General features: G+C 45.1%; 14 protein-coding genes. 11 read left to right on the top strand and 3 right to left on the bottom strand.

Annotation, left to right across the window (positions count from 1 at the left end; genetic code table 11):
* Positions 1-59: 59 nt before the first annotated feature.
* From VNM22_16975 to VNM22_16960, 4 genes are all read left to right on the top strand, one after another.
* A complete protein-coding gene (locus VNM22_16975) occupies positions 60-1,079 on the top strand; it encodes an alcohol dehydrogenase catalytic domain-containing protein (GenBank protein HWP48850.1) in 1,020 nt (339 codons plus the stop codon).
* A 60-nt stretch (positions 1,080-1,139) separates the two neighbouring features.
* Positions 1,140-1,445 carry a Rieske (2Fe-2S) protein gene (locus tag VNM22_16970; GenBank protein HWP48849.1) on the top strand — a complete coding sequence of 102 codons (306 nt, stop codon included), beginning with the start codon at positions 1,140-1,142 and terminating at the stop codon, positions 1,443-1,445.
* Positions 1,446-1,546: 101 nt separating this feature from the next.
* Positions 1,547-2,194, top strand: coding sequence for a hypothetical protein (locus tag VNM22_16965; protein HWP48848.1), 648 nt, complete (start codon positions 1,547-1,549; stop codon positions 2,192-2,194).
* Positions 2,195-2,269: 75 nt separating this feature from the next.
* Positions 2,270-2,455 (top strand): hypothetical protein, encoded by a 186-nt coding sequence (locus tag VNM22_16960; protein ID HWP48847.1) that lies wholly within the window; start codon positions 2,270-2,272, stop codon positions 2,453-2,455.
* A 387-nt stretch (positions 2,456-2,842) separates the two neighbouring features.
* On the opposite strand, the gene VNM22_16955 is transcribed toward VNM22_16960, so the two are convergent.
* Positions 2,843-3,250 (bottom strand): VOC family protein, encoded by a 408-nt coding sequence (locus tag VNM22_16955; protein ID HWP48846.1) that lies wholly within the window; start codon positions 3,248-3,250, stop codon positions 2,843-2,845.
* Positions 3,251-4,113: 863 nt separating this feature from the next.
* Here VNM22_16955 and VNM22_16950 point away from each other — a divergent pair.
* The 4 genes from VNM22_16950 to pnp all read left to right on the top strand — a co-directional run bounded on the left by VNM22_16950 (position 4,114) and on the right by pnp (position 8,202).
* Positions 4,114-4,626 carry a mechanosensitive ion channel domain-containing protein gene (locus tag VNM22_16950; GenBank protein HWP48845.1) on the top strand — a complete coding sequence of 171 codons (513 nt, stop codon included), beginning with the start codon at positions 4,114-4,116 and terminating at the stop codon, positions 4,624-4,626.
* Positions 4,627-4,706: 80 nt separating this feature from the next.
* Positions 4,707-5,654, top strand: a complete 948-nt coding sequence (gene truB, locus VNM22_16945) for a tRNA pseudouridine(55) synthase TruB (GenBank protein ID HWP48844.1) — start codon at positions 4,707-4,709, stop codon at positions 5,652-5,654.
* Between the two features lie 147 nt (positions 5,655-5,801).
* Positions 5,802-6,071 carry a 30S ribosomal protein S15 gene (gene rpsO / locus VNM22_16940; GenBank protein ID HWP48843.1) on the top strand — a complete coding sequence of 90 codons (270 nt, stop codon included), beginning with the start codon at positions 5,802-5,804 and terminating at the stop codon, positions 6,069-6,071.
* Positions 6,072-6,090: 19 nt separating this feature from the next.
* On the top strand, positions 6,091-8,202 hold the full coding sequence (pnp, locus tag VNM22_16935) for a polyribonucleotide nucleotidyltransferase (GenBank protein ID HWP48842.1): 2,112 nt from the start codon (positions 6,091-6,093) through the stop codon (positions 8,200-8,202).
* Between the two features lie 260 nt (positions 8,203-8,462).
* Here pnp and VNM22_16930 read toward each other — a convergent pair whose 3' ends face one another.
* A complete protein-coding gene (locus VNM22_16930) occupies positions 8,463-11,918 on the bottom strand; it encodes a DUF4175 family protein (GenBank protein HWP48841.1) in 3,456 nt (1,151 codons plus the stop codon).
* A gap of 84 nt (positions 11,919-12,002) precedes the next feature.
* The gene (locus VNM22_16925; GenBank protein HWP48840.1) at positions 12,003-13,307 is read right to left on the bottom strand and encodes an adenylosuccinate synthase; all 1,305 of its coding nucleotides are present in this window, start codon (positions 13,305-13,307) and stop codon (positions 12,003-12,005) included.
* A gap of 221 nt (positions 13,308-13,528) precedes the next feature.
* Here VNM22_16925 and xseA point away from each other — a divergent pair, with 221 nt between their 5' ends.
* The 3 genes from xseA (at position 13,529) to VNM22_16910 (ending at position 19,222) form a co-directional block, all read left to right on the top strand.
* Positions 13,529-14,878, top strand: a complete 1,350-nt coding sequence (gene xseA, locus VNM22_16920) for an exodeoxyribonuclease VII large subunit (protein ID HWP48839.1) — start codon at positions 13,529-13,531, stop codon at positions 14,876-14,878.
* Positions 14,868-15,134 carry an exodeoxyribonuclease VII small subunit gene (gene xseB, locus VNM22_16915; protein HWP48838.1) on the top strand — a complete coding sequence of 89 codons (267 nt, stop codon included), beginning with the start codon at positions 14,868-14,870 and terminating at the stop codon, positions 15,132-15,134. Before xseA ends, xseB begins: the two co-directional genes overlap by 11 nt.
* 218 nt (positions 15,135-15,352) lie before the next feature.
* Complete coding sequence (locus VNM22_16910; GenBank protein ID HWP48837.1) at positions 15,353-19,222, top strand: response regulator; 3,870 nt, start codon at positions 15,353-15,355, stop codon at positions 19,220-19,222.
* Positions 19,223-19,285 lie beyond the last annotated feature (63 nt).

Below are 19,285 nucleotides of genomic sequence, written 5' to 3'. Positions count from 1 at the left end.
GCTATTTTTATAGCCTGGTTCCCTAGTCTCCCATACTGATTGATAAAAAGTTTCGGAACTTGAGAGTAGCGGTTTATTACGATAAAGAGGATATTCGGGTTGAGAATTTGCAAGAGCCGGAAATCGGTCCAGGAGAATTATTGGTCAGGGTCCGGGCGAGCGGTATTTGTGGGACAGACCTGGTCAAAATTTTAAACCGGAAAGTTACCCCCCCTGCCATTTTGGGCCATGAGATAGCCGGTGAAGTCGTAAAGACCGGGACTCAGGTCAAACGATTTAAAGTCGGGGACCGTGTCGTAGTTGCCCATCATGTCCCCTGTTACAACTGTCATTATTGCCGACATCAAAATTACGCCATGTGTCGGTTCTACAAGGCCTCAAATGTAGATCCTGGCGGATTTTCTGAGTACATCCGCGTTCCAGAACTTCATACCAATCAAACTACCTTTTTGATTCCTCCGCAGTTATCCTATGATCAGGCGATTTTTATGGAACCGCTGGCCTGTTGCCTTAAAAGCATCAGGCGATGTAATTTTCAACCGGGTGATACAGCCCTGGTTGTAGGGTTAGGCCCCATGGGCCTTATGATGGTTCAGTTGATGGGCCTGTTCCAGGTTCAAGTTATCGGTGTGGACCTTGTAGATTATCGGCTTGAAATGGGCCTTCAGGCCGGTGCAGTTAAAGTTGTGAAAGCTCAACCGGAAGAAATTAAAAGAACGGTTCTGGAGCTTTCGGAAGGACGTGGGGTAGATGCTGTGATACTTACGGCAGGAACCGGAGAAACCTTGATGCAGTCCCTGGAATTGGTAAGAGATGGAGGGGTGATCAATAGTTTTGCCAGTGTCTCGCCCGGTTCCATGGCTCTCTTAGATCCTAATGTTCTCTATCATCGAGAAATTACGCTGTACGGTAGTTATTCTTCAGCTCCCACAGATCTGGCCCATGCTTTAAAGTACCTGGAAATTGGAAAGATCAACGTAACCCCTCTGATTACCCATCGGCTCCCCCTGGAGTACTTTTCTCAAGGTATCCAACTTTTAACAGAGAAGAAAGCGATGAAGGTGATTATGATTCCCTAGCCAGGGAAATCCGTTTTCTCAGGGAAAAACGGATTTCCAAAAGAGAAGGAGGGATTTAACATGAGTGAATTCGTAAAGGTTGCAAGAATCGAGGAGATTCCAGCAGATCAAGGGATGATTGTTGATTTCAACGGCGAAGAGGTCGGTCTTTTCAAGATCAATGGAACTTGCTATGCCATTGGTGCCGTCTGTCCCCACCGGGGAGGTCCTGTCGGAGAAGGTTCCTTAAATGGTACGGTGGTGACCTGTCCCTGGCATGGATGGCGCTTTGATGTACGTACCGGGATCAATACCATAAACCCGGCGTCTAAGGTTAAAACCTATAGGGTTAAAGTAGAAGGATCGGATGTTTATATAGCCGATTAATCCTGCCTGTAAAGGGAGGGTTTAGCTATACCTTTGCAGTTTTTGATAAGATCTTAAAAGTTAACAAAAGTCTAAAACCGCTGCAAAGGTATAGATCTTACATGAACTCTGAATTCATAACCTTCACCCCGGAAGAGAAAGCAGTTTTAAGAAATATTGAGTTCTTCAGGTTAAAAACCTCGATTACCCAAAAAGTCCTGACGTTATTAACGGAGCTTCATCAACGGCTCAAAAGTGAAGTTCGGGACCTTCAGTTTATTGCCCCTCCCGAATTTGATTTGAAGAATAGCCAGTTTGTTAAGGGGGAGCACTATCGGGGATTTCCTTATATTTATCTGGATTATCCCAAGTGTTTCAACAAAGTAAATATCTTAACCTTTCGATGGATGCTCTGGTGGGGTCACTATTTTATATTTGCTCTTATGACCCAGGGACCACATTCCGAAGCTCATCGAGAGAATCTTATCCAACTCTACGATGACTTTGCCGATAAGGGCTTTTACCTGTCTACCTACCAAAGTCCCTGGGAATGGGTCCGGGATGTCGAATATGTGGTTCCCCTCCAACACGTCAATAAATCCCAGGTAGTCCCTTTATTAAAAGAAAAGAGTTTTCTAAAACTTCAACGTTTCGTGGATTTAGAAGATGATGTTTTAAATAATAAAAGCCTGGTTGAGGAAGGTGTCCAGACCTTTAGAGCGTTTAAACCTTTAGTAGTCCGGAGTCCTCAGCCCCTCGTCCGGGATTAATAAGCTCTGATCCAGAAAAATAATCGGAAGTAATGAACCCCAACGGATCACGGAAAGGACAACGGACTCCAAAAAATGGATAAAAATAAAAAAGCTAAAAAAAAGCTTTGTATGATTTGTGGGATCGTGGAGGTGGAAACTACTTCCATTTGTAAATCCTGTTCTGAGAAAATTCGGCAAGAAGCCGTAGGGGAGCGAGATCGGATCAAATCTGAAGCGGAGAAAGAGATAAAAAAGCAAGGGATTCCACCAAAGGAGTAAGTTCCAAGTCCTCAGAATTCAGATTGAGCTAACGGTTACTTCGGAGAGCTGATTTTACCGTACTCCCTTAAACGCCATGTAATCATATAGATCATCCCTGATTTTCCCCGTCGTCTGAATCCTATCTTTTAGCGTATCCCGCAAGTTCATAGGTAGCTCCGCTCGCCCAAACTTCCGTCCGGCGGGTTTGTACGCTTCTATTATCCATCTGGTTAATCCATTACTTTACTTTGTAACTCTCTCCTTTGTAATAGAAAAGATGTTCATCTAAAAATAGTAAAACACCTCCTTATCCTGTCGATACAAAAATAAGTTTAAAGGGATAGGTGATAGTCTAAATTTTTAGCTTATGGGTACGACGGCTGGAAGCTTGGCTCTGACACCCGGTTAGGCTCTTTCTTCAATCTTGCGATAGCTCTCATACGAGATAAACTCTATTAACGATCCATCCGGATCTCGAAAGTAGATGCTGATACCCTTGCCTTTCGCACCGGTTCTTACGACTGGTCCAACTTCAATAGGTACTTTCTGCCCACGCAGATGTTCCATCGCTTCTTCGATGGATCCTAACCACTCAAAGCACAGATCGCTACCGCCCGGAGGGACCGGAATACGTGCATTTGGGTCGCCAGGCACCCCCGGACCGTGAACATTCAGTTGCTCTGTACCAAAGCGGTAGGCCCAGCCCGTTGTAAGTGGCACAAGTTCCGCGCCGAGTACATCGCGATAAAAACGATTCGAGCGTTCCCAATCGGAAACTGTAATCACGCAGTGATCAAGTTTTGGCTTTTTCATTCTTCTGCCCCCAAACAATCAGCTCCTGACGGAGCTTTTAAGGATTTATCCAGATTAACTTTACAAGGTACTAGTGCTTTGTTACTTTAATTTTGCTTAATGTTTAAGTGACCCTCACCCCCGGCCCCTCTCCCATGCTGCGGAAGAGGGGAGCTGAGGGGTGAAAGCAGCCCTATGAGGTCAAAATTAAGTAAACAGTGTACTCGTAAACACTCCAAAAGTTTAGTAGCATGTTCGCGGAACCCACTTCCGCTTTTACTGCCGGTGGATAATCCGACCAGGTGTAGCAGTCTACGCCCATAAAAACAGGACGTTGACGAAAAGCTCATTCACCAAAGTCTTCGTCTGCCGTCAAGAGTGGAGTCTCTGGTTGGTTTGCCAAACACTTTCATCCCTTCTATACTTCAATGGTTTAATTGCAGTGTCAATAAGAAATTATGAAGTACCGATACTTTGAATATCCGTATCCATTTAGTAGGTGGAAAAAGAAACACCCCCCATCCCCCCTCCAGGGGGGATTCAGCAGCAGCAACCCTATGTCAGTCCCCCCTGGAGGGGGGATGGGGGGTGTTCAGACAGAAAAAGTGACACCTACTAAATTGGTATAGTTACATACTTTGAAGAGAAACTTTACAACCTTGAGGTAAGTACTATAATGATTTGTACCCCTGTCCTTTTAAAGGATGTTGTGATTGTGAACCCTTCGATACCTCAGAGTTAAACTCCGCGAAAGCAATCTTTCCAGGTAGGGATTGTTTTGTTGCTTTGCTCCTCGTAATAATTATAATGCAACTTGGTAGGAGGTTATTTCGGCTTTGGAGTCTCAAAGGAAGTTTTTATTATCATCCCATCAGGAGGTAAGTATGGATCGAATAGAAGTTCTTGCCTATGAAATTCTCAGTTATTTCCCTAAAATTCTTGGGGCCCTCATTACGCTAGCTATCGGTAGCTTTTTAATTCGTATCCTTACAAAGTTTATCCATCGGATCTTAAATTCTCTAAGAATCTCTCCGAGTATTGTTTCTTTAGGGGTTTCGGGAGTGACGATATTGGCCTGGATCATTCTGATTTCTGCCCTATTTCAGGTTCTCGGGCTCAGTCAGATTGCCCTGGCGGTTTCAGGTTCTGTGGCCCTTGTAGCTCTGGCCGTTGCCAATGCTGCCTCTGGAACCACGGCAGATATCATTGCCGGGTTGTTCTTAGTCACCGATGACGACTTTGAAATCGGCTATAAAGTGAAAGCCGCCGGGGTCGAGGGAGTTATCCAGCGTATCGACATTCGAAAAACCCGAATTATGGACAGCGAAGGGAAGCTCCATGTTATTCCCAATAAAACCGTTGAGGGAGCCGAATGGATCGTTATCTCCAGAGATTAAAAAAATTCGGAAGATCGCCTTTTGTTGAACAGGGAGTGTATAATATAAGGTAATCAATAAGTGAATGAGGTATAGGTCGTATGGACGGTGTGCTTCCCATTGATAAACCTGCGGGGTTGACTTCCCATGAAGTCGTTCTTCAAGTTCGAAGACTTCTCAAAATTAAAAAGATCGGTCATACAGGAACTCTCGATCCTTATGCAACGGGAGTTTTAGTCCTATGTATAGGGAAAGCGACCCGAATTGTCGAATTTCTGGTCGAGTTAACCAAAGAATACAGGGTAACCATGAAGTTGGGAGTTACCACTGATACCCAGGATCTCACGGGTCGGGTTTTATGCGAAAAGCCCGTGGTTGTCACTGAGGAGGAACTAAGGGAGCAAATCCAAAGCTTCGTGGGAGAAATAAAGCAGATTCCTCCTATGTTCTCGGCTATTAAGATAAAGGGTCAGCGACTTTACGAACTGGCCAGACAGGATCAGGAAATTGAACGTCCTCCCAGGAAAGTGATCATTTATGAGATCCAGATTCTGGAGATTCGTTTTCCTTTTGTAAGTTTTCAGGTTACCTGCTCCCCTGGAACTTATATACGAACTTTAGTGTCAGACTTAGGTGAGCGGTTAAAATGCGGGGCTTGTGTTTGGGAATTGAGGAGAACCCGCGTAGGATCCTTTGGGCTGGATGAGGCCGTACCCTTTGAAACTTTAAGATCCCTTTCCCCGGAGCGGATTGCAGAAAGATATTTGATTTCCATAGATAAGGCTTTAGCAACTCTGCCTGCCCTTTATTTTGATGAAAAAACAAGCCGGCTTCTGGCCCGGGGGGCCTTTGTAAAGTTGGACCGATCAAAAGGGTCCCTTAATCTTTTGCCTTCTTTGTCTCTTCAATCCCAACAGGATAGTTACCCTTCCCCGGGTTATTACCGGGGGTATGAGGCAAGGGGTAATTTTTTTGCAGTGGTAAAGCTTGTACCGAATCCCGAGGGAGATTGGATGGTACAGCCTGTAAAAGTTATTTATCCGTTGTAACTTCAGGGTGGTACAACTATCTTTTTCATAAAGGGTTAATGCAAGATTTATACAGTTTTCTCTTTACAAGAAAAATTTTACGAGTATATTGAAATGAGAATAATTTTACTTTTCAAGCCTTAAAATTTCAGAGAGGAGGAGAAATCCATGGCCGTTACTAAAGAGCGAAAGCAGGAAATTATCCAGCACCATAAAACGCACGATACCGACACCGGCTCCCCAGAAGTCCAAATAGCTATTTTAACTGAACGAATTAATCACTTAACCGATCATTTTAAAATCCATCATAAAGATCACCACTCCAGGCGGGGTCTTTTAAAGTTAGTGAGTAAACGACGTCGGCTTCTTGAATATCTTAAAAGAAAAGATATCGAGCGATATAAAGCTATTATTAAAGAACTTGGATTACGTAAATAACGTGGAGGCGTTTTAAAGAATGTATAGAGTAGAATTAGATTTAGAGGGAAGAATATTATCCCTGGAAACCGGCAAAGTGGCTAAGCAGGCCAACGGGGCCGTATGGGTTCAATCGGGAGATACCATTGTTTTAGTCACGGCAGTTTCAAGTAAAGAACCTCGGGAAGGCATTGACTTCTTTCCTCTAATGGTTGAGTACAGAGAGAAAGCCTATGCAGCGGGTAAAATTCCAGGTGGTTTTATCAAGCGAGAAGGTAAACCCAGTGACCGAGAAGTTTTAATTTCCAGACTCATCGATCGACCGGTACGACCCCTCTTTCCAGAAGGTTATCATCATGAAATTCAAATCATTGCAACCGTCCTGTCTGTAGATCAAATCAACAGTCCGGATATCCTGGCTATTATTGGAGCTTCTGCAGCTCTTACCATTTCAGATATTCCTTTTATGGGTCCTATAGGAGCTGTTCGGATAGGTCGTATTGATAAGAAATGGGTCCTGAATCCCCCTTACAAGCAGTTGGAGAAGAGTGATATTAATTTGGTGATGGCCGGGACCGAAGACGCTGTGGTTATGATGGAGGGAGATGCCAGGGAGGTACCCGAAGAAGACATGTTAGAAGCCATTGAGTATGGACAGGAAAAAATCAAGCAAATTGTAAAGCTTCAGAAAGACTTGGCTGCACAGATCCCTGTGACCAAACAGGAGATAAAGCCCGTAGAGAAAGATCAAAGCATTGCCTTGAAGGTCAGTAGTCTGGCTATGGATAAGATCCGTCAAGCGGTTTATTTGGCCGAGAGTTACCCGGATAAAGTGGAATACCAGAATCAGATTAAAAAAATCTATGAGGATACCATTGCCGGATTTGAAGAAGAAGAGTTGGAAGCTTTATCCCTGGAGATCAAGGAAGCTTTCCATAAAACAGAGAGAGAGGTGCTTCGTAAAGCGGTTCTCGAGGAAGGAAGACGGGCGGATGGGAGAGGACCCAAGGATATTCGTCCCATTACCTGTGAAGTAGGCCTTTTACCCCGGACCCATGGATCCGCTTTGTTCACCCGAGGTCAAACCCAGGCCCTGGTAGTATCTACCTTAGGGACTGCGGAGGATGAACAACGGCTAGATGATTTACAAGGGGAAGCTTCTAAGCGATTCATGCTCCATTATAACTTTCCTCCCTTCTGCGTCGGTGAGGTAGAATTCCTTCGAGGACCTGGCAGACGGGAAATAGGTCACGGTTATCTGGCTGAGCGAGCCTTAGCCCCGGTTATTCCCACCAGTGAAGAGTTCCCCTATACTATTCGGATTGTTTCGGATATTTTGGAATCTAACGGTTCTTCCTCCATGGCAACCGTTTGCGGAGGTACTTTGTCTTTAATGGATGCGGGGGTTCCTATTAAGGCCCCTGTAGCCGGAATCGCCATGGGACTTATCAAAGAAGGAGATAAAGTCGTGATCTTATCCGATATTTCTGGAATCGAAGATCATCTGGGGGATATGGACTTCAAGGTAGCGGGAACCCGCAAGGGTATTACTGCGCTTCAAATGGATATCAAGATTAAAGGGATTACCCGGGAAATCTTTACCCAAGCTCTGGCCCAGGCTCGAGAAGGAAGACTTTACATTCTGGATAAGATGGCAGAAACCCTGGCTGAACCTAGAAAACAGCTTTCCCGCTATGCACCTCGTATTTTGACCTTCTATATCAATAAGGACAAGATTCGAGATGTCATTGGGCCAGGTGGAAAAGTTATTCGGAGTATTGTGGAAGAAACAGGGGTGAAAATCGATATCGATGACGATGGTAAAATTAACATCTTCTCTGCCGATGAGGAATCTGCCAACAAGGCCCTTCGTATCATTCAAGGAATAGCTCAACAGGTTGAAGAAGGAAAAATCTATCTGGGAACCGTTAAGCGAATTGTTGATTATGGTGCCTTCGTCGAAATCTTACCTGGAACCGATGGACTCCTTCATATCTCTCAAATCTCCGATCGTCATATTCGTACTGTCACCGATGAATTGCAAGAAGGGGATGAGGTTCTGGTTAAGGTTCTGGAAATCGACAAGCAGGGAAAGATTCGACTGAGCCGCAAAGCCGCTTTGCGTGAGCAACAAGGTCATTCTAACAAGTAGAATTATAGTCCCTTAAAAATTAAAAATTAGAGTCCCAGAAAATTCTGGGACTTTTTGTTTTTTTATTTCCTCCTGTTACCCGGGAGCGTGGGGGTAAGGCAAACGGTGGCAACTTCCTGTGGGAAGTTAGCCTGAAGATCTGCCGGTTCCCCTCCCGGCCCCTCCCTCTCTCCCTCCCCGCATGCGGGGAGGAAGGAGTGGGGCGGGGGGAGGGACAGAGAATTATGCTAACTCCACTTCGTCTGAAAAGTATTATACTTCTACTGCGATAACTGTTTGTAATAATCCTTCACCAGATCCTCATAAGGTTGAGGAATCCCTTCCTTCATTGCCTTTAACAGCTCTTCTCGAAACTCCTTTGGAACCTGGAAATCGGCTCCGGATGGAATTTCAATATCCTCGGTGGAGCTACCCATAATCCCGCCGCTGTTGGGAGCGGTATTGGGATTCGGGAATTGGAAATTGGGGAAGTTTCCAGGTTGCATACCCGGTCTCATGGCAAACTGGGGCATGGCCATGCCGCCCATTTGTTGCATGGTAGCCATCTGCTGCATACCTTGCTGGAGACCTTGCTGTGCCTGTTCCAGGCGATAAAGAGCTTCTCTCTCAGGCAAAAGGGCTTTTCCAGCTTCTTTATTCCCCAATTTTTCTTTAGCAGATCCCATTTGATCTTGAGCCTCTCCCAAGTTATCAGCAATATCAGGGCTGAGGAACGGAGTTAGTTTGGAAAGGTTGGCCAGCTTTTCCTTCAGTTCTCCAGTATCCTGTTGCAGTTGGCCTTGCTTGCTTGCCAGACCCTTCATTTGAGATTCCTGGGAAGGACTCATAGCCTGGCCTTCGACACCTCCTAATCGATCCAGCTCTTCGTTTAGGGCCTGGTAAAGGCTTTCCAGGTTTTTCAGTTCATCCAGTTTCTTCTGGAGCTGAGGAACTCCCCGGGTGAAGGGTTTAGCCAGGACCTCTGCAGCTTCTACATCTCGAAGGGATTCTTCTACAGCCTCTTTAACCTCTCCGAGTCTGGGTTGATTCAATCCGTTCAAGATTTTATTGAGCTGCTCTTGCATATCTTGAAATTGATTATAGGTCGAATAGTACATGTCGGGAACGGTCTGCATCTCCCCTTCTGCCCTGGACATTTGACCCGGAATCTTCGATGCGATCCTCTTCATCCGCTCCAAAGCATCCTTCAAAAGTTTGTTTACCTCCTGCTGAGAGGCTTCCTTCAAAGCTTTGTCCACCTTTTCGGTTCCTTCAATAACCCGTTTTTGATTTTCCACCAGCTCTCCCAATTTGTTAGCCATCTCCATGGCTTTGGATTGCGCTCCTTGCATCATGTTCGCCATGCTTTGGTTGGCCGCATTTTGGAAGATCATATTCATCTGGGATAACATACTCATCAACTTCCGGGCCTCCTCCAGGGCTTTTTGAAGGTCTCCCTTCTGAAGGGCCTCTTTAATTTTCTCCAAAGCCTCCGACATGTTACCCAATTCCAGATTTTTTACGTTGGGATTATTTAAAAATTCATCGGGTAACTGATTGGCCAGTTGAGAAAGCTGGTTCATAAGAGCATTAAGCGCCTGGGAGAGATTCTCTAATTCCTTCATGAGTTGGTCGAGAAGCTGCTGGTCCTGCGGGTTTTGGGCCAGTTTTTCCAGATCTTTTAAGAACTGATCCTGGGTCCTTGTGAGTTTCTCGCTGGTTTTGACCACATCCTGCATTCGTTCTTTCTTTAATAAGTTATCTGAAAATGCAGCCAGTTTTTCTAACTCACTGGCAATTTCTTCTTGTTTTTGAGCCGCTTGATCCAGTGCATCGGACTTTTCAGAACGAACAGGACTTTCCCTGGCCGTTTTTAGACTCTCCTGGGCCTCCACCATTTTCGAATCATGGAGATCTTCCAGGTTTTTTCCAATTTGATTCAGCTCCATGTAACTCCCTAAATTGCTCAGGGGATCCTTGGCCATCTGATTTAAAATGTCCTTTAAATTCTTGGTAAGATCCTGGCTTTTTTCAGAAATAGCCTGTTGGGCTTGATGAGCTTTTTGGAGATCCTGAGGGGATATACGGGGATTGCCGGGATTTTCTTGAAAAGCAGATCTCATCTCCTCGGTCAGGGCTTGAGCCTCGACCTGATCGGCTAACAACTCCAGTAGTTTTTGATGAACTTCTTCTTGTGCCTTGACTAAATCTTGATGCCGCTTCTCCTCACTGTAGATCTCTAAGGAATAAGTAGCCGAACTCCCCTTTTTGGGACCTGAAATGGTATCATTATCCTCGACTTCTAAATGGTAATTAACGATCTGGCCCGGTTGAAAGGTATAATTGCTTAAACGCCATGTAAACTTATCCAGGTAGGTGCGCCCGGACGAAGCGTCGGTACCACCGGGAGAAAACTTTTTTATCAAAACCCGAGTTTCTTCCGCCTGGCCCTGGAAAACAAGATAAACAGCTGTAAGGCCAAAATCATCCTTTGCAGAAAAGGCCAATTCTATATCATCTCGACTTCCGACGGTTAAATTCTGTCCCGGTTTCAGAACTTCAACGGTAGGATATTCGTCGGGGTGTGCAGTAATTTGATATTCAATGGGATCTTGATTTTGGAATTCTTCTGAATCGACTACTTCTATATGATAAGTTTGGGTTTTCGTGATTATCAGATCTCCCTCCAGCTTAACATCATCGGTGATTTGCAAAGGAATTTGGGTCCCATCGTCGGTTACGATTTGCGCCTTAATAATCTTTTTATTGGCTTTAAGAATGATATGCACCTGGGTTCCCTTAATACCTTCTATGTTCCCATCACTGTTTGTTATGGTTTTAGGCTCAATTCGGGTATACTGGGGATATTGGTAAATCAGAGTGATATCTCCAATTTCAGGTGGATCGGCAATTTGAACCTGATAGGTCTCTGAAGTAAAATTCCCGGCTGAAACGTAATACTGGAAGGGATACTGGACAGATTTCATTTCATGCTGGAAGACCTTCTTTGCTTCAAGATTACTCATCTGGATCTGCTTCCAGGGTTCTTTCTCAAACTTATAGTTTAATTGAACTTCTTTCCAAACATCCGATGCAGATCTTGCCACGATTTTAAGGGGTTTGTTCCTTAAAATCGTGGTATTTTTAGGCTCGATTTCCAGATTTAATTTCTGAGCTAATAAGGCCCCTTCCGCCGGGTGAAGAAAATTTTTAAGGGTGTCTTTTAGAATCCCCGGCCTCCAGAGAATCAAAGCCAGCAGAACAACCACACCGATCCCACTATACCGGGCATATTTACGTAAGTCGGTTCGATCCACAATGTTCTGGATGTCTAACTTACGGACCTGTTCCTCGGTAGAGGCAATCAATTTACGAATTAAGTCCAGGGAGATCCCTTGAGGACCTTTTTTGAGCTCCCGGGAGAGTTGGACCGAGTTGATAAGGTTATCTTGAAGGTCCGGAAACTTTTCTTCAATGGTCAGGGCGACCGAGTCATCGGGAAGCTTCCGCAGGATAGGTAAGATGAGGGATTTAAGAGAAACATACAGAAAAGCCAGTACGACAAGAATATCGAAGATCAGATTAAGATAGAAGGAGGGTGGGATAGAGACATATATCAGGATGCCCATTAACAGAACAGCCAGTGCAAGAATAATCAACTGGAGCAAACCTTTTAAGAAAAGGTGGGTCTTGATGTGATCTCTGGCTTTAGTAAGGGCCGCATTAATAAGTTTCATACAATCAAAGTCCAAAGTCCAAAGTCTAAAGCCCAAAGTCCTGAGTTAGCTTAACTTCGGACTTTGGACTTTGGATTTTAGGCTCTACAGGTTAAACCATTTTGTTACTTGGGAACCGGGCACGTAGATGGTCTGTTGTCTTTCAGGTCCCGTTGAAATGATCGAGATTTCGGCTTCGGAGAGTTCGCTGAGACGATCAATATACTTCCGAGCCAGATAAGGAAGTTTTTCCAGGGAATCGATTCCGGTGGTTGGAGTTTTCCATCCATCCAGTTCTTCATACATGGGAACGGCTTCTTCTAAGACCTCCGGTAAGGCCGGAAACTCTGTCAGGATCTCCCCTTTATACCGATAGCCTACACAAACCTTAATCTTTTCATAATGATCTAAAACGTCTAATTTGGTCACCGCAATGGAACTTACACCATTAATCCGTACGGCATAGCGCGTAATCAAAGCATCAAACCACCCGCATCGACGCGGTCTCCCGGTCGTAGCTCCAAATTCAGCCCCATATCTCCGCATACTCTGACCTATTTCATCGTTTAGTTCCGTCGGGAAAGGACCTTCTCCTACCCGGGTGGTATAAGCCTTCATGATACCTAAAACGCCATGAATGTGGGTAGGCCCGATCCCTAAGCCTGTGCAGGCTCCTCCTGCAACGGCATTAGAGGATGTGACATAGGGATAGGTTCCATGATCGACATCCAGCATGGTCCCCTGGGCCCCTTCAAATAAAATACTTTGTCCCTTTTTAAGGGCTTGATGGATAAGAAATGAGGTGTCGGCGGCGTAATTCCGAAGGAATTTAGCATAGCCGAGGTACTGTTCGCAAATGCCTTCGAAGGACATCTCCTCGGCTTGATAATGACGGAGGAGATCGTTTTTCAGGGCTAAATTTTCCCTCAGCTTCTCTTTAAAGATCTTATCCTGCAAGAGATCGGCAACCCGAATTCCCAATCTGGCCATTTTATCTTCGTAAGCCGGCCCAATGCCACGACCCGTAGTACCGATTTTTCGAGTCCCCACGGCCTTCTCTTTAGCCTGATCCAGAGTCCGGTGATAGGGCATGATAAGGTTCGCTCGATAGCTGATAAAAAGTCGGTTCTGAATTTTAATCCCTCGCTTTTCTAAATGGTTAAGTTCTTCTATCAAAGCTTCCGGATCTACCACCACGCCATTCCCGATGACACAGAGTTTACCTTCATGTAAAATGCCTGATGGAATTAAATGTAAGACAAAGGTTTCATTATTAATAACGACCGTATGCCCGGCATTATGACCACCTTGATAACGGGCAATAATGTCGGCCTGCCTGGAAAGGATATCTACGACCTTTCCTTTCCCTTCATCTCCCCATTGTAGACCTACCACAACGATATTTGCCAATGAATGCTATCCTCCTCCCTGATCCTTTGAAATAAAGGTGATGGGCCATTAACTTTGCATACATTACAACGATGCCATCAAAGTTGATAGATGTCAAGCACCATTTGCACGAGCCTGGGATTATAATGCCGAAATTCATTGACAAGGTACTCTAAGCATGATAAGCCCTAAGTAGATAGGATAGTTAAACAGAACATTATATTATATTCCTGGAGAAATGCATGATACCCGAACTTTTTGAGCGAAAAATTTATACCGTTACGGAACTGACTTACGAAATTAAAGATATTCTCGAAGCCAATTTTGAAGGGGTCTGGGTTACCGGAGAAATCTCCGGGGTTAGAACTCCCATGTCGGGGCATGTCTATTTTACTTTAAAGGATGAAGACAGCCAATTAAAAGCTATTCTCTATCGGAGCCGGATGAATCATCTGAAATTTCAACCAGAAGATGGCATTGAGGTTATAGCTGGAGGAATCGTCTCGGTATATGGACCCCGGGGAGAATACCAGCTTATCGTAGAGTATCTGGAGCCTAAGGGATTAGGGGCCCTTCAATTAGCTTTTGAGCAGTTAAAAAAGAAATTGGCCGCGGAGGGTTTGTTTGACCCGGCCCATAAAAAACCTATTCCAGCCTTTCCCAGAGTGATAGGAATTGTAACTTCCCCCACAGGGGCAGCCATCCGCGATATTTTAAAAGTGATTCAGCGACGATTCGCTAATGTCGAGATTCTTATTTATCCCGTCCATGTTCAGGGGGAAACCGCTCCTTATGAAATTGCCAAAGCCATAGAAGAATTTAACACCTTAGAGGGAGTGGATGTTTTAATCGTAGGGCGTGGAGGTGGCTCCATTGAAGATTTATGGGCCTTCAACGAAGAGATTGTAGCCAGGAGTATTTACGCCTCCCGCATTCCTGTCATCTCAGCCGTAGGACATGAAATTGATTTTACCATTGCCGATTTAGTGGCAGATCTGCGGGCTCCAACCCCTTCCGCCGCTGCGGAAATGGTGGTTAAAAACAAAGCCGATCTCATAGAAAAATTGGATGCCTTAACCATCCGATTGAAAAATGCCTGCCGGAAGAAACTTCAACTGACGAAAAGTCACCTCGGTGAAGTCATGAAGGGGCTTAGGGATCCTCGTCAGCGGATCAGTGAATACCAACAACGGGTAGATGACCTGGAGCATCGATTGGTTCTTAACTTTCGACACAAATTGAAACACTCCCAGGATAAAAACCTCTACCTGTATCGAAGCCTGATTTTAAAGAATCCCCTGGAACCTCTCCGACAATTTCTCCAAAAGGTAAAAGAATTGCATGTACGACTGGTTCAAAGTCAACATTATTCTCTTGAAACTAAGCGATCTCAATTGGAGAAGATATTGGGAAAGCTGGAGGCCCTGAGCCCTCTGGCTATGCTAGGGCGAGGATATGCCATATGCTATAAGGTCTCTGATCCAACCCCTTTGAAGGATGCCACGGAGGTTCAAATAAATGATAAAGTCATTGTTCAATTAAGCAAAGGCAAAGTTATTTGTCGTGTAGAGGAGAAAAACCATGAAATTTGAAGAAGCCTTACAAAAACTGGAACAGATCGTTGAGCAACTGGAACGCGGGGATTTACCTCTGGATAAATCTTTAGAGATCTTTGAGGAAGGAATCAAACTATCCAGGCTTTGTACAAAACAACTGGAAGAAGCTGAACAACGGATCGAACTGCTTTTAAATATCAAGGATGGAAAACCGGAAAAAATACCCTTTCAAGTCAAAGAGGTCTTGACCGAGAGCTATGAAATTCAGGAAGAAGAAATCCTCCCTGAATAACTCGAAGGATCTTCTTTTTTAGGGAACGCCTCCATTCTTCGCTTCCTGTGATCTGAAGACTATCTGACCTTCCAAGAGGCCCGGATCTCCTTATGGCTTTTATAAGCGATATCTTGCCCTGAGTTCCAAAGAATCCAGAGAACTATAGGATTAATCCTGGATCAAAAGGCAGGAATATTAAGACTGACTCCTTTATCCCGCCTTTTCGAAAAGACGTTATGAGAAGAGAAAAAATATTTGCCTATGGATCTGATTTCATAGTGCTAGCTGTGGGTATTGCCTCTACCCTGTTAGGATTGGTGGTCTTAACAGGATGGTATACCCATAACCTGACCTTATTGCAGATATCACCGAACTTTATACCCATGCATTATCATACTGCTCTGGGGTTTCTTCTCTGTGGCCTGGGATTATTGGCCGTAGCTTTGGGTAAGCTCTGGTTGACCCGGATCTGTGGGGGAATAGTTTTGATGATAGGTTTTCTAACCCTCATTCAAAATAGTTTTGATGCAAAGTTAGGGAGTAACCGGCTTCTGACAAGTCCTGATATCCAGATCGATGTGCCCTACCCCATAGTTATGGCTTCCAGTACTGCTCTATGCTTTGTATTCACCGGAGTTGCCTTATTACTTACAGGCATACCCATACGGCTCAAGCAACGTCCTCTCATTTTAGGGTTTTTGAGTTCCATTATCGGTGCTCTTGGAATAATGGCACTTCTAGGATATCTCATTAATATGAAGGAACTTTATGGTTGGTGGCGTCATATGGCCCTTCACACAGCAATCGGATTTGTAGTTCTCAGTCTGGGTATCTTTGCCTTTGCATGGCACGATAGTAGAATGGAGAGAACTCGCCTACCCCGGTGGCTTCCGATTCCTGTCGGTATCGGTACTTTAACAATTGCCCTTGTTTTATGGCAGGCCCTTCGGGTACAGGACCATGCTCAAATTGAACAGATGATTGAAACAACCGCAATCACCATCAAAAATCAAATCACATCGGAAATTAGAACCCGAATCCTGGGTCTTGTCCATATAGCCAACCGCTGGGAGAGAGAAGGAAAGCCGGTTAAAGAATATTGGGAGTCCGAGGCAGAGTTTTATATTGGTCATTATTCCGGTTCTCTTGCCCTGGGATGGGTAGATCCCTCGTTTTACATACAATGGGTTGCCCCCCTGGAAGGAAATGAGGCCCTGCAGGGTTTGAATCTCGGATTTGAGGAAAGACAGCGGCAGGCCTTGGAAAGGGCCCGGGACCATCATAAAATAACCTTTACCCCTTCGGTGGATTTGGTCCAGGGGGGTAAGGGGTTTTCGGTTTATTTACCTCTCTTCAGAGGAAAAAACTTTGAGGGATTTATAACCGGTGTTTTTCATATTCCTGCCTTGCTGAATGCTATCTTATCCCCTGATATAACCTCTAAATACTCTCTGGCCATTTTCGAAAATAAAGAAGAAATTTATGGTTTTTATGATAAGGATAGGCTATATGAAAAAGAATGGGGTCATGAAACGGAAATGGATCTTTATGGGGTTACCTGGCGAATACGGGTATGGCCGAGACCGAAGTTACTGGCTATGGAGCAGTCTTCTCTTCCTAAAGTAGGACTCGGTGTGGGAATTGTAATGACTTTTTTGCTTGCCTGGACGGTTCATCTGATTCAGATGGCGCGGCTTCGTGCCGGAGAAGTTGAACTGGCCAATCAAAAGCTCGGGCGTGAGATCATGGAACGGAAACGGATAGAAGAAAATCTACTTCAACGGAATGAATACCTGGCTGCTCTGCATGAAACCACCCTCGCCTTAATGAATCATCTGGAATTGGCAAATCTCCTTGAAGTTCTTATTGCACGTGCCGGAGCCCTTCTGGGTACACCCCATGGATTTATCTATCTGGCTGAGCCGGAAGGGACCGAGATGGTCTTGAAGGTGGGGATAGGTGTTTACAATAAATATGTCGGTTATCGCCTGAGACCGGGGGAGGGTGTAGCCGGAACCATCTGGCAGACCGGTCAGCCTTTGGCCGTGGAAGATTATCAGACCTGGTCCGGTCGTCTGTCGGCTTTTGATACCGCCGGATTCCATGCGGTTCTGGCAGCACCGCTTCGATCCAATTCTCAAGTTGTGGGAGTTATTGGTTTGGCTTATGTGAAGGAAGGTCGCATCTTCAAAGAGGATGAAATCTTATTGTTAAGCCAATTTGCCCAGCTAGCTTCCCTCGCTCTGGATAATGCCCGCTTATATACCTCGGTTCAGCAGGAACTGGCCGAACGGAAGCGGGCGGAAGAAGAATTACACAAGGCCAAAGAAGCTGCCGAATCCGCCAGCCGTGCCAAGAGTGAATTCCTGGCTAATATGAGCCACGAAATCCGCACCCCTTTGAACTCCATTATCGGTATTGCCGACCTGCTCTGGGAATCCCCCTTAACACCCGAGCAGCAAGAGTATGTAGGTATTTTAAGGAAAGCCGGAAACACACTTCTCACTCTTATTAACGATATTTTGGATCTCTCTAAAATAGAATCCGGCCATATTGAACTTGAAAATATTAACTTTGATCTGGAAAAACTCATAGAAAGAACTGTTGAACTAATAGCTCTACGTGCCCAGGAAAAAGGTCTTGAACTGGCCTATCAGATTGGGTCGGAGGTACCTGTTCACCTCATGGGGGATCCCCATCGCTTACGCCAGATTCTCATGAACCTCCTGGGTAATGCCATCAAGTTTACCGAACGGGGGGAAATCGTATTACGTATTGAAAGGGTCGGAAATCCGGAATCCAGAGTTAAAAGTTCTGAAGGTGAGTTTCTATTTTCGGATCTCCATGTTGGGACTTCGGTCTTTTTGCTGTTTTCCGTCTCAGATACAGGCGTAGGGATTCCACCGGAGAAACTCGATACAATTTTTGACAGTTTTACCCAGGCCGACTCTTCTATCACCCGTAAATATGGAGGAACAGGACTTGGACTTGCCATCTCCAGGCGGTTGGTGGAATTGATGGGAGGTCATATCTGGGTGGAAAGTGAAATGGGTCGAGGAAGTACCTTTTCCTTTACGGCTCGATTTGAAATTCAAACCCAGAAAGGGGAGATCTCTCCCATAGAATCGGCGCAGCCATCCAGTTCTGTTACAGATTTAAAAGGACTCAGAACCTTGATAGTGGATGATAATGCAACCAATCGCATGATTTTGAGGGAAACCCTTAAGAGATGGGGGGCTCAGGTAACAGAAGTTGAAGATGGGGAACAAGGGCTTATAGAGCTTCGACGGGCTGGAGAAGCTGGAGTCCCTTATGAATTGCTGCTACTCGATGGTCGCATGCCGGGTATGAACGGATTTCAAGTTATGGAAGAAGTCCGGAAAATTCCAGGAATTATCCCTGCGACCATCTTGATGCTTACTTCAGATAATCGAGGCCGGGATATGGTTCGGTGCCGAGAGCTGGGAATCACAAACTGCCTGCTTAAACCGATCAAACGATCGGATTTACTGGAGACCATTCTAACTGCTTTAAATCGTACCGATAAAACAAGAAGATCCATGCCTGAGGGGAGACCTGTTGAATGGAAAGATCCCTCTGTACAGAATAACCTTGCCGTCCCAGGTGCCAGGCTTACTTGTGATACGATCCCTTCACAGGCCTGGGACGAAGGTAAAGTTTTTCCCAAACAGGGAGAAGAATCCCTGCCGGTCCTTCGTATTTTGTTGGTCGAAGATTCCCCGGATAACCGGCTACTCATCCAATCTTATTTCAAAAAAACCCCTTATCAATTAGAGGTAGCTGAAAATGGTGAGATAGCTGTTGAAAAGTTTAAATCCGGAGACTACCATCTTGTATTGATGGATATGCAAATGCCTGTAATGGATGGATATACGGCCACCAAAATGATCCGGGAGTGGGAGAGTGAGCAGATAAAGTTGGGTTTGAAACCTGCCCCTACCCCCATCATTGCATTGACTGCCCATGCCCTTAAGGAGGATGAGCAGAAAAGTCTGAAGGCCGGGTGTACGACATATCTGACCAAACCTATAAAAAAAGCAAGGCTGCTGGAAACCATCACAGCCTGCACAAAGGGTAAAGGATAAAGGAGGAAGGAAGAAGGGTAGATCTCTCTATCGTTCCTCCTTCTTCACCCTTACAAAAAGTGG

This window comes from Candidatus Limnocylindrales bacterium (genome assembly GCA_035559535.1).
In the GTDB taxonomy this organism is placed as follows: domain Bacteria; phylum Moduliflexota; class Moduliflexia; order Moduliflexales; family JAUQPW01; genus JAUQPW01.
Note: the sequence above shows the minus strand (reverse complement) of the source record. Positions and strands in the feature narration are given on the sequence as shown.

Excerpts from the sequence above, each read along its gene's own strand:
- VNM22_16970 (HWP48849.1), top strand. The coding sequence starts at position 1,140 with ATGAGTGAATTCGTAAAGGTTGCAAGAATCGAGGAGATTCCAGCAGAT.
- VNM22_16965 (HWP48848.1), top strand. The coding sequence starts at position 1,547 with ATGAACTCTGAATTCATAACCTTCACCCCGGAAGAGAAAGCAGTTTTA.
- VNM22_16960 (HWP48847.1), top strand. The coding sequence starts at position 2,270 with ATGGATAAAAATAAAAAAGCTAAAAAAAAGCTTTGTATGATTTGTGGG.
- VNM22_16955 (HWP48846.1), bottom strand. The coding sequence starts at position 3,250 with ATGAAAAAGCCAAAACTTGATCACTGCGTGATTACAGTTTCCGATTGG.
- VNM22_16950 (HWP48845.1), top strand. The coding sequence starts at position 4,114 with ATGGATCGAATAGAAGTTCTTGCCTATGAAATTCTCAGTTATTTCCCT.
- truB (HWP48844.1), top strand. The coding sequence starts at position 4,707 with ATGGACGGTGTGCTTCCCATTGATAAACCTGCGGGGTTGACTTCCCAT.
- rpsO (HWP48843.1), top strand. The coding sequence starts at position 5,802 with ATGGCCGTTACTAAAGAGCGAAAGCAGGAAATTATCCAGCACCATAAA.
- pnp (HWP48842.1), top strand. The coding sequence starts at position 6,091 with ATGTATAGAGTAGAATTAGATTTAGAGGGAAGAATATTATCCCTGGAA.
- VNM22_16930 (HWP48841.1), bottom strand. The coding sequence starts at position 11,918 with ATGAAACTTATTAATGCGGCCCTTACTAAAGCCAGAGATCACATCAAG.
- xseA (HWP48839.1), top strand. The coding sequence starts at position 13,529 with ATGATACCCGAACTTTTTGAGCGAAAAATTTATACCGTTACGGAACTG.
- xseB (HWP48838.1), top strand. The coding sequence starts at position 14,868 with ATGAAATTTGAAGAAGCCTTACAAAAACTGGAACAGATCGTTGAGCAA.
- VNM22_16910 (HWP48837.1), top strand. The coding sequence starts at position 15,353 with ATGAGAAGAGAAAAAATATTTGCCTATGGATCTGATTTCATAGTGCTA.